13 protein-coding genes are annotated in these 15,521 nt (G+C 46.8%); all 13 read left to right on the top strand.

The genetic code is table 11. The annotated features are described in order from the left end of the window. The first annotated feature begins 4 nt into the window (after positions 1-4). The gene (locus AM629_RS00825) at positions 5-778 is read left to right on the top strand and encodes a nuclear transport factor 2 family protein (protein WP_054475243.1); all 774 of its coding nucleotides are present in this window, start codon (positions 5-7) and stop codon (positions 776-778) included. Positions 779-830: 52 nt separating this feature from the next. Next, entirely contained in the window at positions 831-1,586 is a 756-nt protein-coding gene (locus AM629_RS00820) for a FadR/GntR family transcriptional regulator (protein WP_054475242.1), read from the top strand. Positions 1,587-1,621: 35 nt separating this feature from the next. Further along, on the top strand, positions 1,622-2,362 hold the full coding sequence (locus AM629_RS00815; protein WP_054475241.1) for a cache domain-containing protein: 741 nt from the start codon (positions 1,622-1,624) through the stop codon (positions 2,360-2,362). 36 nt (positions 2,363-2,398) lie between these two features. Next, positions 2,399-3,676 (top strand): 4-aminobutyrate--2-oxoglutarate transaminase, encoded by a 1,278-nt coding sequence (locus AM629_RS00810; protein ID WP_054475240.1) that lies wholly within the window; start codon positions 2,399-2,401, stop codon positions 3,674-3,676. Positions 3,677-3,798: 122 nt separating this feature from the next. Beyond that, positions 3,799-4,185 carry a DUF805 domain-containing protein gene (locus tag AM629_RS00805; RefSeq protein ID WP_054475292.1) on the top strand — a complete coding sequence of 129 codons (387 nt, stop codon included), beginning with the start codon at positions 3,799-3,801 and terminating at the stop codon, positions 4,183-4,185. A gap of 39 nt (positions 4,186-4,224) precedes the next feature. Further along, positions 4,225-5,766, top strand: coding sequence for an NAD(P)/FAD-dependent oxidoreductase (locus tag AM629_RS00800; protein WP_054475239.1), 1,542 nt, complete (start codon positions 4,225-4,227; stop codon positions 5,764-5,766). 721 nt (positions 5,767-6,487) lie between these two features. Further along, positions 6,488-7,921 carry an NAD(P)/FAD-dependent oxidoreductase gene (locus AM629_RS00795; protein WP_054475237.1) on the top strand — a complete coding sequence of 478 codons (1,434 nt, stop codon included), beginning with the start codon at positions 6,488-6,490 and terminating at the stop codon, positions 7,919-7,921. Further along, entirely contained in the window at positions 7,918-8,769 is an 852-nt protein-coding gene (locus AM629_RS00790) for a HemK/PrmC family methyltransferase (protein ID WP_054475235.1), read from the top strand. The genes AM629_RS00795 and AM629_RS00790 overlap by 4 nt, the downstream gene beginning before the upstream one ends. A gap of 24 nt (positions 8,770-8,793) precedes the next feature. Next, the gene (locus AM629_RS00785) at positions 8,794-10,068 is read left to right on the top strand and encodes an 8-amino-7-oxononanoate synthase family protein (protein WP_054475233.1); all 1,275 of its coding nucleotides are present in this window, start codon (positions 8,794-8,796) and stop codon (positions 10,066-10,068) included. 61 nt (positions 10,069-10,129) lie between these two features. Beyond that, entirely contained in the window at positions 10,130-10,471 is a 342-nt protein-coding gene (locus tag AM629_RS00780; RefSeq protein ID WP_217276946.1) for a chorismate mutase, read from the top strand. Then, positions 10,452-12,527, top strand: coding sequence for an aminodeoxychorismate synthase component I (gene pabB / locus AM629_RS00775; RefSeq protein WP_054475229.1), 2,076 nt, complete (start codon positions 10,452-10,454; stop codon positions 12,525-12,527). The genes AM629_RS00780 and pabB overlap by 20 nt, the downstream gene beginning before the upstream one ends. Continuing rightward, positions 12,520-13,392 (top strand): prephenate dehydrogenase dimerization domain-containing protein, encoded by an 873-nt coding sequence (locus tag AM629_RS00770; protein ID WP_054475228.1) that lies wholly within the window; start codon positions 12,520-12,522, stop codon positions 13,390-13,392. The genes pabB and AM629_RS00770 overlap by 8 nt, the downstream gene beginning before the upstream one ends. Positions 13,393-13,413: 21 nt before the next feature. Further along, entirely contained in the window at positions 13,414-14,946 is a 1,533-nt protein-coding gene (locus AM629_RS00765; protein ID WP_054475226.1) for an MFS transporter, read from the top strand. Positions 14,947-15,521: the final 575 nt, after the last annotated feature.

The raw sequence follows: 15,521 nt of genomic DNA, 5'->3' as shown, positions 1-15,521 counted from the left end.
CGTAATGACTCAGAATAGATCTCCACGCGATTTGGTGTCGCGTGCGCACCACGAGCTGTTTACTGACCGTGATGTAGGGGCGCTTGAGCGTTGTTTTTCGCCGCATTTCATCGAACACTCCCCGTTGGTCAAAGAGGGGCTTGCTGGGCTACGTGAGCGGGTCTGCACACATCCTAAACTGCACCACGAAACGTATCGTGTATTGCAGGATGGTGATCTGGTCGCTATCCACGGTCGTTTTATGGGGTTAGACGACCGTCCGTTGGTCGGTTTCGATCTGTACCGGGTTGCCGACGGCTTAATCGTGGAGCATTGGGATGGTCTGGTACCACAGGCCGCACCCAACGCCAGTGGCCGGACTCAGTTAGATGGCCCGACTGAAACAGGTCATAGCCATAACCGGGAGAAGAATCGCGAACTGGTGGTCAACTTTTTTACACGTACCCTGATAGAGGGTTACTACGAAGAGTTTGGGAACTACACCAATGGTGAATTGTTTCGCCAGCACAGCCCTGATATTCCCGATGGTACGGCGGCAGTCATCTCGTTTCTTAAACAACTTAGGGATGAAGGGCAGGGCCTGCATTACACTAAAATTCACCGTATGGTAGCCGATGGGCAATTTGTTCTGACCCATTCGGAGGGGAGTATTGCCGGAGCGCGTCACAGCTATTTCGAGCTATGGCGCATTGAGAACGGTAAAGTGGCTGAGCTTTGGGATGCTATCACCCCGGTCCCGGAGGATGCGCAAGCGCTGCATCGCCACGGTATTTTTTAATGTCGTTTGCAAACATGTCGAAATCCATGTTTTTTCAATCAGGAATTAAAGAATGATGGCATATTCCATCGTCTACGCACCGCTTGATCAGGCCACCCGGACCGAACAGGTTGTGGAACGTTTAAGTAACGCGATCATCTCTGGGGTATTACAGGCCGATGAGCAGTTGCCTAATGAAAACGAGTTGTCGCGTCTGTTGGGTGTGTCGCCAGTAACGGTACGTGATGCTCTGAATACGCTGCGCACCAGGCAGCTGATCGATACTCGGCGAGGACGTCATGGCGGTAGTTTCGTATGTCAGGTTCCCGTTGAGATAATGCGGAAATATCATCCATTGCGGTTGATGGCTTCAGGCGAGTTAGCGGATTTCAGCGAATTTCACTGTGCGGTGATCGGCCACAGCGCGAGGCTTGCGGCGCAACGCTCAACGCCGGGTGAACTGGAGATGCTTGGGCAGTTGATCGACAGTTTTGCAGCCGCGACGCAACCAGATGCTCGTATACAGGCAGATATGCGCTGCTTGTTAACCTTGGCATCCCAGGCGCAGTCGGCGAGGCTTGCTAACCAAGAGCTGGAGATTCAGGCCGAATGGACGCCTTTGGTGGCGCTTCTGTACCGGGAGGCTGCTGTACACAGCGAAGTTGTCACCGCCTGGCGTTCACTCTTGGATGTTCTACATAAGGCTGACGACTTCGCCTGTTATCAGCTGGCGCAGAGGATGATTGCCCGAATTACCGACCACCTACTTGAATGCAAATTGCGCATGGATACCGATGCGCCGTTCTTGCAGAAACCCGCCCGCGAGTAACGCGGCTGGATTCATCCCAGGAAAGGAAGTGGCATATGTACAACAACATACATGCAGAACGGGCTAGGAACATCCTAGACGATATCCTGACCTCGGCACAGAGGGCTACCGCCGCCTTGGCAGATGCGACGGCGCGTATTTTATCGGAAATGCCTTTACATTATATGGAAGGTGCCCGCTTAACGCGGGAGCAGCGCGCTGCATTGCAAAAACATATCCACGATGTACTGCACGATAACGCTTGGTGTAACGGGGCGGGGTTCGCCAGTTATGTGTCAACGAAGACGGCTGAGGAAGAGGGAGGCTACTGGACGTTGGAGTGGTGGCGTCAGGAAGGGAGCACCATTCAACAGGCACAACTGGAACACAATCAAGAGCAGTGCAGGCGTTTGGACTTTCGGTTGTTTGACTGGTTCCGGCAGCCGGCAAGTTGCCATCTTCCCTTTATCGACGGTCCCTATGTGGATTATGTCTGCAACGGAGCTTACACGATTACAATAGCTCACCCGGTACTCATCGGTGAGGATTTTGTCGGCGTTGCGGCGGCGGATATGCTGGTTTCAACTCTGGATCGGTTACTTCTACCCGCTCTGGGAGCCATTGGTAAGCCAGTATTGGTTATTAATGACGATGCGCGGGTCGTGACCTCGACAGTGCCGGGAGTGCGTTCCGGTTCACTATGGAAGTGTCAGGACGTTAATCAGTCAGCCGATGGTGAAGTATCTTCACTGCGTTTGGTGATCCTACCATCATTACATTGGGAGTCTGCCTGCTGAAGCCCACTTATTCAGATTGCAGAGGAATTTTCATTTATGACTGAATCTATGTTAGCCAAAAGACACAGCGCGGCTATTGCGAAAGGCGTAGGCGTGACCACTCAAGTCTATGCGGAGCGGGCGGAAAACGCTGAAATTTGGGATGTTCATGGGCAACGTTATGTTGATTTTGCCGCCGGTATCGCCGTGGTAAATACCGGCCACCGCCATCCGCGCGTCATCGCGGCAGCCAGAGAACAACTGGAACAGTTTACCCATACCTGTCATCAGGTAGTGCCCTACGAAAATTATGTGGCGCTGGCCGAACGTCTGAACCGCCTGGTGCCTGGTAATTTTGCGAAGAAGACCGTCTTTGTCACTACCGGGGCTGAGGCGGTGGAAAATGCTGTGAAGATCGCGCGTGCTGCTACCGGGCGCAGTGGCGTGGTAGCTTTCAGCGGTGCTTTCCATGGCCGTACCTTCCTCGGTATGTCATTAACCGGCAAAGTTGCACCGTACAAAATGGGGTTCGGCCCGCTGGTTAGCGACATTTATCGTGTTCCGTTTCCGGTCGGGCTGCATGGCATTAGTGTGGAACAGACGCTGAATGCGCTGGATAATCTCTTTAAAGCCGACATTGATCCCACTCGCGTCGCTGCCATCATCATCGAACCGGTACAGGGCGAAGGTGGTTTCTATCCTGCGCCTACCGAGCTGCTCAAAGCCCTGCGTGAGATCGCCGATTGCCACGGTATTGTACTTATCGCCGATGAGATCCAGACCGGTTTCGCGCGTACGGGTAAACTGTTTGCCATGGAGCATCATGAGGTGGCTGCCGATCTGACCACAATGGCGAAAGGTCTGGCGGGTGGTTTGCCGCTGGCGGCAGTGACGGGACGTGCAGAGTTGATGGACGCTGTAGTGCTTGGTGGTCTGGGGGGAACCTATGGTGGTAACCCGGTAGCAATTGCGGCTGCCCATGCGGTGCTGGATGTGATCGAAGAAGAGAAGCTGAATGAGCGGGCGACGCAGCTGGGAAACCAGTTAAAACAGCGTCTACATGAACTGCGACCGCGTGTCCCGCAGATCGCCGACGTGCGTGGGCTCGGGCTGATGATTGCGGTAGAGTTTAACCGTGCGGACAGTCAGGAACCTGATGCCAGTTTTACCAACGCAGTACGTCAGAAAGCGTTGGAGCGTGGTCTGATCCTGCTGATGTGTGGTGTACACGGCAATGTGATACGTTTCCTTCCGCCGCTGACCATACAAAATAATGTTTTTGACGAAGCACTCAACATTCTGGAGTCTGTACTGCTCGATCTGGCTGAGCCGTAAAGAGGGTGGGGGCGTAATGACTGGGAGTTTGCGCGTGGCTGACTGAATGGATGCAGACCTTGCGGGTTGGTAATGCGCAGGGCGGCAGGGTAGCACCTGCTGCTTCACAAGAGAGGACAACAATGCACAGGTATTTAAATGTATTAAAGAACTATGCATGTTTCAGGGGGCGAGCCAGGCGTAAAGAGTTTTGGTATTTCGTTCTGTTCCAGATTCTGGCTGTATTTATTATCTCTTTCCTTGAAAACTACTTTGCTGTTGCCAATCCTGAAGTTTATATGGGCTGGTTCAGCGCCGTCTATCTGCTGCTCACGTTTTTGCCCGCGCTAGCAGTGAATGCTCGCCGCCTGCATGACATCAACTGTAGCGCTTGGTGGTTACTGCTGCATCTCATTCCGTTTATCGGCACCGTTATCCTGCTGATCCTCGCAGGTCTGAAAGGGAGTTCTGGCAGCAATAAATACAGCTCAGAGAGTCGGATTCACTTACAGGGAAACGCCCCGGACTAGGACTGCGGGTGATTTTTAGATCACGACAGGAGTGCTGAAATGACAATGAACAGGAGAGACTTTATCTCTACCGCCGTGACGTTCGCGGGGGCAGGAGTGCTTTCATCCGTACTTCCTTCCTTCTCCCTACTCGCCCGGGCTTTAACTGAGGCCGATGTTTCTGCCGTCAATGTTGATAAGCTCCGGCCGATACTGTTGGAGGATGCGCAGCACAGAGCCAGCCGGTTGAGGTTGGACCCGCGTATCTGGAACTGGCATAAAGACGCTGCTGCTGACGTCATGCCAGCCAACTACTATGAAGCTTCTCTGGCTGACTGGCCCGCTTTTGGACGTCTGCCCGGAGACCAGAACTGCGAGGTTGTGGTCATCGGCGGTGGATTGCTGGGGGCTTCCACTGCATTGCATCTTGCAGAAGCGGGCGTGGACGTGATTTTGGTTGAAAAGGATAACATTGGTTCAGGCGCTTCTGGCCGCAACGGAGGACAGATGACTCCCGGACTCGCTCGCTGGGAAGCTGAAACCATGCTGGAAAAACTTTCATTCGATGAGGCTAAACGCTTATGGCGTTTTGCGTCTGTTGAAGCGATGAATCTGGTGGATGAACTCCGTGAGCGTTACAATTTCGAATGTGACCGCAAATATGGTCATATCACTGTTGCGGTGCACGCTGGCCATATGGGGACACTGGTGGCTAATGCCGATGCCCGGCGCCAGCTGGGCGATACGGCGGTGAAGGTTATTGGATCGCACGAACTACAGGAAGAGTATGTGCGGTCGGGTATCTACCATGGAGCAAATATCGACAGTATCAGCGGGCAGGTCCAGTCTCTGGCACTGTTGCGTGGCTTGGTTTACGGTTTTGCCAGACTGGGTGGGCGAATCTATGACAGCACGAAAGTGAAGGGTGTCAGGCAGGAGGCTGGTAGCACAGTGGTAGAAACTGAGTGGGGGATTATCAGGGCGAGTAAAGCCGTGGTGCTGGGTGTGCATAGCTCCACGGGTGAGTTTATCTCCGGCCCTTCCACTACGGTGCCTTTTTTCACCTATGTGTCGGTAACGCCGCCGTTGCCAGTGGATGTCAAGGAGCTGATCCCGTCAGATATGCCGGTCTACGATACACAGTTACAGGTTGACTACTATCGTGCAGTGCGTAACAACCGCCTGCTGTTCGGTGGACAGGGTACTGGCAACTCTTGGTCACCGCGTGATGTAAACAACTATCTGCTTGAGCGTATCAGAACCGTGTTCCCGCAGCTGGAAAGAATTGAACTAGAATATTCTTGGGGTGGGATCAGCGATCTGACCCTGAACGGTGCAACTGATGCCCGTAAGAGCGGCGACAGTGTACCCGTGTATATGGTACATGGCTGGAACGGTCATGGACTGGCGCAGACGGTGCGCATTGGCAAAGCTATCAGCGACGAGCTTACCAGACGCAACGACGACTTTACCATGCTTACCTGCATTGACCACGTGAGTATCCCGCTGGGTTCCTATCTCTCTCCGGTCGTCATTCCGTTAGTTAAGGGTGCTCTGGGAGTGATAAGCACGTTTAATCCGGCAGAGATAATTTCGTTCTGAGCAAGAGGGACGGGTTTTTTCCTTTTAGCGATATCAATAATCACCAATATAATAGTCATTATTGATATAATAACATGTGTTTTATTTTGTATATATTGGTGAGAATTGATGGCAAATATAAATTTGAAAAATCACTTATTTTGAGAATTTTTGTTCTTTTATTGAAGAATAAAAGACATTTAGAATATTGTTCCCCGTAACAATTTAAATATAATTTGTTTTTATTTTATATTGAAAACATTTATATGATTTTTTTATTTATAATATAAGGATAAATTTATTTGACAGTTTTGTATTTGATGACTATTGTTCTCTCCTGATTTACAAATTTTATTTCCAACCTAATAGTATTATTTTGTTATTATTACCATTAAATATAAATAATATTTTTGTGAAATAATTTAACTGATTGTTTTTTTACTTGTTTTTTTTTGTGTTTTAACTTTGATTAAATTAATTTTTATGGGTGATTATATTTATTTGATAATAAATTGAAACTGTTTCTAATGTGACAATTTTTTATTGCATGCTTGTTTTTAAATTCAGCATAAATCTATGTGTGATTCGTCATTTTAATTGCTGATGAACACAAGGTTATTTTTTTGTCATTAATGTAAAGCTGTAAAAATATCCCCAATTCAAGAGGGGAGTAATTATTTGTCCGTCGTCGTTGGCAAAATATTTTAAATAAACTGGCTATAGGCCATACAGGAGTAAATAAGTGAAATACGACTTTATTGTCGTTGGTTCAGGGGCAATTGCAGGTTCAATCGCCTATGAGCTGGCAAGCAGAAATTTTTCCGTTTGTCGAGTTGGCGAAACTGATAGAACCAATGCTGCCTCTAAAGCTGCCGGTGCAATGAATGGTTGTTTTGGCGAAATTACCAGTGGTTTATTAGCGAGTGAACACGGTAAGTTAAAGCTGAATATGGATTGTATCGCTAAGGAACTTTGGCCTGCTTGGGCACAACGATTAGCTGAATCTTCCGGTGATACAAGCTCACTGTTCACGGCTAAAGGTACTCATGTGATACTCAACACTGCCGGGATGGAAGAAGTTGATACGATCAATTATGAGGCTATCGAACAAACCCTGATCGATTACGATGCTCCTCATGAAATCGTCGATCCGCGTGAAATTCAGTGGTTAAAGCCCAACGACTTGGTACGTCCGCTTCGTGCCTTGTATATCCCTGATGAACATGCTTTAGACTCGCATTTATTACTGGAGAAGCTGGATGCTGCATTTGTTGCTGAAGGTGGTGTCCTTAAAGACGAGAATGTTAAGTGTGTGCTGATTGAAGACGGTGTCGCTACTGGTGTCGAATTGCTAAGTGGTGAGCGTTTAATGGCGGATAAAGTCGTTGTTGCTGCCGGTGCGCATTCGTTAGACCTGTTATCAAATATCCCTTCTGTTGTTCGCCAGATCCCGCCAATATTTGCCGGTTATGGGGTGTCAATTCTGGTCAGGATGCCAAAAGGCAGGGAATTACCGACGTCGGTCATCCGTACCCCTAACCGAGCATTTGCCTGTGGTCTGCATTGTGTACCACGTGGTGATGGTGTGCTGTATCTTGGTGCGACTAATATTCTGGCTGAAAAACCACGCAGTCAGGCACTGATTTCTGATGTGCAGTTCTTATTAGATTGTGCGTTAGATCAGTTGGATATTAACTTACATGATGCAGAGATTCTTTCAATCCAGGTTGGTAACCGGCCAATTCCTGCTGATGGGTTCCCGTTGATTGGTGAATGTGGTGTGAATGGTCTTTGGCTGGCTACCGGTACTTACCGCGACGGCTTACACCAATCGCCATTATTGGCAGATTATATCGCCAATGCTTTAACTGGCGTTGAAAATACGCTAATTAACCTTGATTCCTTCAATCCTGTTCGTCCTCCACTCGTAGGTTTCTCCCGTGAAGTGATGGCTAAAGAGACTGTCCAGCAAATGCTTGCGACAGGTTACGAATATCGCTGGGATATCAAACCTTATTGGTTGCCACTGCTGAATGAAGGTATGACGCGTAACTACCAGGATTTGATTGCATCTCTTCATCCGCAGTTCACTCCACCGCCAGAACTGGTTGCCTTCTCCTATATTTATGAATCGATGCGTGAGCGGTTACGTAGTTACTATGAGGCATGGTCATGAATTCTTCGCTGAAAGATCAGGCGGCTGTTGATAAGGCCCGGGAATTACTGTCAGAAGCCGGTGTTTGGGATGTGGAAACCGATCTTGAGTGCTTGGTTGACCGTTATTTGGAAAGGCGCTGTAAGGATCGTGCCCGTGATGAGTTCATGCTCGCGGTTCATGAGCGCTGTAACCGTATCCCACTAGGACATATTGTCGGTACTGTGGATTTTGATGAATTACCTCTGATAGTTGGTTCGGGGGTCTTTATTCCGCGTCCTCATAGCCAGATTATTCATAAATGGCTGGAGAATGAATATCAAGTGCCTCAAGGGGCGACGGTTTTGGATTTATGTTCCGGTAGTGGTGCTATCGGTTTAGCCATTGCTAAACGCCGCCCGGATTTAAAGATCACTTGTGTTGAATATGACGATGTCGCTTTCCAATACCTGACACGCAATATCAATCGATTGGCTAGCTGGGCGATTAAAGTCGATGCATTAAAAGCAGATTTACGGGATTGGCAGGCATTTTCTCAATTTGACGAGTCGGTAGAGTTAATTGTTGCAAATCCACCTTATGTTCCAGAACAGCAGACAATATTACCGGAGTGGGAGGAACATCATCCTTATACTTCGGTGTATTCAGGGGATGATGGGCTTGATCTAACGCGATTGATTATCAAACAAGCCAACCAGCTACTGCAATCAAATGGTTGGTTGGTCATCGAACATGGCGAAAGTCAAGAGGAGATGGTCAGAGCATTATTTTCAGACGCAGGCTTTTACTTGATACGAACAATTATCGATGAAGATATTTCTGACACAACAGGCAGTTCGGTCATCACTGTAGGTTGTAAGCTCATTTGAAATTAGACAGTTGAGGTCTGGAGAATGAATGTAAAACACAAGCAGGACTGGATGACAATTCGCCGGTCACGGACAACTGGTGCCTTAGCGCAAGCTATCGAAGAAGGTTTAACCAATTTCACTGTAGTAGAACGTCAAGGTAAACAAATTACTACAGATGAAAGAAAAGTTTTTACTGAATTTGTTTCTTGCTCTTATCTGGGGTTGGAACATCATCCTGCTTTAGTCGAAGCAGCAAATCAGGCAATGGCTAAGACAGGGATACATTTGTCATCATCCCGTGGTGCTATGCGCCCGCAATATTTGGGGCAATTGGAGAAACTGCTGGAAGAAATTTATCTGGGTGGTTCCGTTGCGGTGTTTACTTCCACCAGTAACGTTCACCTTGGTGTATTACCGTTATTGGGGAGTGGTTCTCTCCCTAATTATCCACTTACTCGACCTGCCCATTGGTTAATGGATAAAACTGCTCATGCATCTATGCAGGTATTACGCGGTATTCTTGAACAATTTGGACCGGTATCACGGGTTGATAGTGCTGATGAGCAGTCAATACAGCAAGCTTTGCAGAACTGTGAGGAGAGCCAGCGTACACCTATTCTGCTGATTGATGGCATTGGTTCAATGAATGGTTTAATCCCTGTTGCAGAATTAACCCGAAAATTGGCTGCTGCTGGAGGCTATGTCTATGTAGACGATGCCCATGGTATTTCCATTGTGGGGCGTCATGGTGCGGGTTACGCCTTTGCAGCACTTGACCATATTTTGCCATCCAATCTCATACTTGCAGGTTCGTTATCCAAAGCATTTGGTGGTGCTGGCGGTTTTGTGGTGGTTGCGGGTGCCGATGATGTTGAAGTTATTAGTACCTTAGCCAATCCTTTGGTTTTTGGTCATTCGATTATGGTGCCGATGTTGGCAGCTAACGTTGCCTCAGCAAAACTTCATCTTAGTCTGGAAATAGAAATACGGCAGGAGCAGCTATGGAAAAACATTAATCTGTTTGATTCTTTGATGAATAACAGTTTGATGAATGCTGGTGTGCAATCCCCTGTTCGTGGCGCTTTATTTGAAAATGAAGCAGAAGGGCTTGAAGCGGCTCGTTTGCTGCGTGACAACGGTATCTTATTGTTCCCTGTATTTTATCCACTTGTCCCGGATGGTAATGCAATGTTGCGTTTTGCCTTCTCCAGTGAACATAGGGTCGGCGAGATTAGGCACTTAGCAAATATTTTGCTCGAAATACGGGAGAAAGGGTTAAATTGGGTTGAGCCACAAGCTGTCGTTCCACAGGTATAAGTGACACAAATTTATCGATAAAAAAGATGATCGCAATAAACTCGTGACGAAGAGCGAATATATGACTCTATCAATGATAAATAAGCAGGACATATTGCAACCTCACAGGGAATCTCTGGATGTTATTAATATGCAGATTCTGACTCTGCTTTCTGAACGGATGAAGATCTGTATGAAAATCGCTGAAATAAAAGCGGAGCAGGATATTCCGATGATGCAGCCACAACGTATTACCTCGTTGTTGGATATATTAAGGGATAAGTCAACAGATTTTGGGTTACGGCCTGAATATACTGAATTAGTATTTCGATTGGTTATCGAAGAAACCTGCCGTCAAGAAGAAGAGCTGATTGATCAGTTATTACGCGAGAAAAAAAATAATAATGAAAATATTGCTCATTGATAATTATGACTCCTTTACGCAAAACATTGCTCAATATCTGTATGAAGTTACTGGTAATGTACCGGTTGTCGTCACTAACTCCTTGACCTATGAAGAGTTAGCCATAGATGATTATGATGCGGTAGTCCTTTCCCCAGGACCTGGGCATCCGGCTGAAAACAGCGATTTTGGTGTTTGTGCTGAAGTTATTGCACGGGCCAAAATTCCACTGTTGGGTATTTGTCTCGGACATCAGGGAATCAGTCTGGCATTTGGGGGCTTTGTAGAACATGCACCCAATCCGGTACATGGTTATCGTAGTCGCATCAAGAATACAGGAGAAGGGTTGTTCCGTGGTTTGCCTGAACAGTTTGAAGTGGTCAGGTATCACTCACTGGTGTGTACTCGGCTTCCTGATAATCTTAAGTGCACTGCCTGGACTGACGATGGTTTAATCATGGCCATTGAGCATACCCAAAAACCTATTTGGGGGGTTCAATTTCATCCTGAGTCGATTGATTCTGAATACGGGCGTGAATTACTCAGTAATTTTGCGCACATTGCTAAGACATATAAAGAGAATAACGAGCAGGAAGCCATCACCCAGAATAAGCGCCTCTCTGTCAATGAAGCTTATCTTGCGGTAGGAGGAAGTGAGCATCTCAACCTGAATTATCGTGAATGTCAGGGCATCGTTGATCCTGAAACGCTGTTCATTGATCGTTACGGCAATGATACGCATGCTTTCTGGCTTGACAGTGAAAACTCTGACAGACCTAATGCGCGTTTCTCAATCATGGGAAGCGGTAATGAACAGGACGCTATCCGGCTTGAATATAGTGTACAAACTGAGAATTTGCGTCTGGTCGGGCCTGATGGAGAGAAGATTGTCCAGGGTGATTTTTTCTCACTGATGTCTGAACTGCTGGGTTTTGTGGAAATTTCAACAGCAAAACCAATGCCATTTGTCTTTAAAGGTGGCTTTGTCGGTTATTTGGGGTATGAATTAAAGGCGTTAACAATTGGTAGCAGCAAATATCATTCAGAACAGCCTGATGCCAGTTTAATATTTACTCCGCATTTCTTTGTGTTCGATCACCAGCAGAATAAGCTTTATGAGTGTCTTATCACACCGGTAGGGCAACCACAAAATTGGCCACCGGAGCTGTTGGTGGCAGTGGCAAAAAACACCGGTAAAACCATACCCAACTTTATTCCTGGTGCTGTCGATCAGAATAAGATTTGTCTGGAATATGATGCTCAGAAGTATATAAATGGAATCTATAAATCACTTCAATACATCACAGATGGCGAGTCTTATGAAATCTGTCTGACCAATAGGGCAAAGATGGCTTATTCCGGGCAACCATTGGACGCTTATCGACGGATGCGTCATGCCAGCCCTGTACCTTATGGCGCATATTTGGCATGTGGAGAGTTTTCTGTGCTCAGTGCATCGCCGGAAACGTTCTTACGCATTGATGAAACCCGAGGTGTTGAATCCAGACCAATTAAGGGCACTCGGCCACGAGGAAAAACAGAGGCAGAAGATCAACATCTTCAGCTGGAATTGAGTCAATCAGCTAAGGATAGAGCTGAAAATCTGATGATTGTTGACTTAGTGCGCCATGACCTTAATCAGGTGTGTCGCCCCGGTAGTGTGCATGTCCCTGAGTTGTTTAAAGTTGAGAGCTTCTCTTCTGTACATCAATTGGTGTCGACGATCCGCGGTGAATTATGTGACGAAACCTCATCAATGGAGGCTATCCGGGCATGTTTCCCGGGGGGATCAATGACTGGCGCGCCGAAGAAGCGCACGATGGAAATTATTGACGTTTTGGAATCATCGGCGCGCGGCGTCTACTCCGGTGCACTTGGCTGGTTATCCTTCAGTGGTGAAGTGGAATTGAGCATTGTGATACGTACGGCTGTGTTACATCAAGAATGCGCTGAATTCGGCATAGGAGGTGCAATTGTTGCTCACTCCGATCCTTATGGTGAATTTGAAGAAACATTGGTAAAGGCCAGTGTGCCCTATTTCAGTTTTAGTCATATGGCGGAGGAAGTGTGTGAGTAACCACAAAGTCGTTATTCTTGGCGGGCAAGGCGCTATTGGTTCTTTATTAGGGCGTCTTTTTACTCACTTCGGTTGTGTAGTATACAGTGTTGATAAACGAACGCAGGGAGTGCGTTCTAATTGCTATCAGGTTGATATCTTAAATCCGGCTGCGGATTCTGGCGAAGTTTTTAATCAGGCAAAGGCAGTCGTCTTTGCCTTACCGGAAGCCGTTGCAATACAGGCTTTGCCTTGGGTATTGTCGGTGGTTGATGATGATGTACAGATGGTATCAACGTGTTCAGTTCAGGCCCCATTCTATTTTGCATTGAGAGCTGCTGCCCCAGGGCAGCCTTTCATTGGTGTTAACCCGATGTTCTCGCCATCCTTACCGGAGCAAAAAAGGCCAGTTGCAGTCGTTCTTAATAACTGTCATGTTAATGAGCATTGGATTGAGCGGGTATTGATGCAGGCTGACATGCGCATTAGCAGAATGACGCCGGAGGAACACGATAGAGTTATGGCGTTTTGTCAGGCTTTGCCCCATGCCGCGATACTGATTTTTGGCATGGTGCTGGCAAAAAGCCCGTTAGATATTCGTACCTTGGCGACTATTGCGCCGCCACCTATGCGTACAATGCTGGCGTTATTATCAAGGATCTTATGCAATCCAATGGAAGTGTACTGGGACGTTCAATATGAAAATCCGATGGCTGCCGAACCTCGTCAAGAGTTACTGCATGCTATACAACAGTTAGATGCAATAGTGCAGGCTGGTGATCAAACTGAATTTGGCGATAACCTCAGACACATTGCACAACAACTGGGGGAACAGCTCAATATTAGTGCTGCTGATTGCCAGCATATTTTTTCAACGCTTGAATGATATAGAAAAGGAGTTGAGGGGATGTCATTAAATAGAGTTGCTGAGGCTAACGGGCGGGCAGGACTCAGAAGTTGGTTGGGATTACTGATATTGATGTTGCCAGTATTATTGGTGACTGTGGACAATACGATCTTAAGCTTTGCTTTGCCAAAAATTGCTGAAGCGCTGGGACCTAGTGCAAGTCAGCAATTATGGATAATTGATGCTTATTCATTGGTATTGGCGGGGTTGCTGGTATCAATGGGGAGTATTGGTGATCGTGTCGGCCATCGTTCATTGCTGTTATTTGGATCTTTGGGATTTACCGTTGTTTCAGTGTTAACAGCACTGTCAACTTCACCCGTACAGTTGATTGGAGGGCGAGCGGTACTAGGATTTTTTGGTGCTATGCTGATGCCTTCAACTTTGGCTTTAATCAGCACTCTTTTTGAGGATCGAGAACAGCGCCGGTTAGCTGTCGCTATTTGGGCGACAACATTAACTATCGGTTCGGCATTAGGCCCTGTCGTTGGTGGTGTTCTATTACAATTCTTCGATTGGAATTCAATTTTTCTGTTGGCGGTACCGGTATTAGTGCCACTGCTGATCTTCGGACCTATGTTGTTGCCAGAGTCCGATAAAAAGCAGACTGGCATTATTGATGCGTATAGCGTTCTGTTATCGATCATTGCTCTGGTTGGTATTGTTTACGCGATTAAACATCTTGCCAGTGACGGGTTTGAAATAAGTGTGGTACTGGAACTGTCTGTTGGTCTCGTGGCTGGCGTGTTGTTTGTTCGCCGGCAGCGGAGTTTGTCTGTCCCGCTGATGGATCTTTCTCTGTTCCGCAATGGTGTGTTTACCGGTTCGATTATGGTCAACTTATTGAGTTTGGCCTTGCTGGTTGGCTTTGTCTTTTTTGCCACTCAGGTTTTACAAATCGTACTGGGAATGAAACCGATTTCAGCTAGTCTGGCACTGGTTCCAGGACAAATAATGGCGATTGTTATTGGTATGGCGATAGTGCCCGTTGCTCAACGGATGCCTGCTTACTACCTAGTGCCGCTTTTACTGAGTTTTGCGGGAGCGGCATTTCTGCTGGTCGCCAGTATTGGTAGCGATTTAACCACTCTGATTATTGCTTTCGCATTATTAAATATTGGTGTGGGCGCAATTGCTTCTGTGTCCAACGATCTGGTGCTTTCGGCAGTGCCATCATCTAAAGCAGGAGCTGCATCAGCCATAAGTGAAACCGCTTATGAAGTTGGTGTTGTACTTGGCACGACTATCATAGGTGGATTGGTAACAGCCTTCTATCGTGTCACTCTGCAATTGCCGGATGGGATCTCTCAGGAACATAGTAGATTAGCGTTAGAGACTCTGGCCGGTGCTTACGTCGTCGCGAGTTCATTAGCTGAGGTGGAAGGGCAGCAACTGATAGCGGCAGCGGCAGAATCATTCACCAGTGCTATTCATATGATGAGTTGGATGACAGCGGTATTGACCGCAGGCGTGGTATTGCTCGCCTGGCGTTTGCTGAAAGCCCCTCAGAAAGCTCAAGTGCTTGAATATTGATAGGTCCTATAGGTCCTATAGGTCCTATATATTGATAGTCTTATGTGCAGCCGTTGGCAACGGCTGCACCGTGTTATGCAGATTATGAATCTGTATTGTTATTTCTCCGCTATTTTGATTTACTGGGTGACTTCATTAAGACTATTTTATACCCTTCATCTTTCAAGTTGCTGCTTTGTTGGCTGCGTTCACTTACCCTAGTCACATCGTTATCTATGCTCCTGGGGATGTATTCACTTGCCGCCGCGCTGCAATTTGAAATCTATTGGGTATATTTACTTTTTGTCGGTTATTTAAGAATTTATTTGTAGAATTAATTTTTTAGAAATTGAAGATTGTGCGCAAAAAGATCTTCTTATAGATAAGAATTATTTCCCGCCTTTTATTTAAATTGGATGCATAATTTTATTGTTAAATAATATCTATAGGTTCCTGTCTGGTCGTTGTTTTTGAAAAATACAATCATAATTATTGTTTTTTATTCTTATTTCTAATAATACTTAATGAGATAAATATAAAGTTGAAGTATTTAATCAGCATACATTAAAAGGTCGTGATGTATCACAGGAATATTC

The sequence above is a fragment of the Photorhabdus heterorhabditis genome (genome assembly GCF_001280945.1).
Lineage (GTDB): Bacteria > Pseudomonadota > Gammaproteobacteria > Enterobacterales > Enterobacteriaceae > Photorhabdus > Photorhabdus heterorhabditis.
The sequence above is the reverse complement of the archived record's forward strand: the minus strand, read 5'-3'. Positions and strand labels throughout refer to the sequence as shown.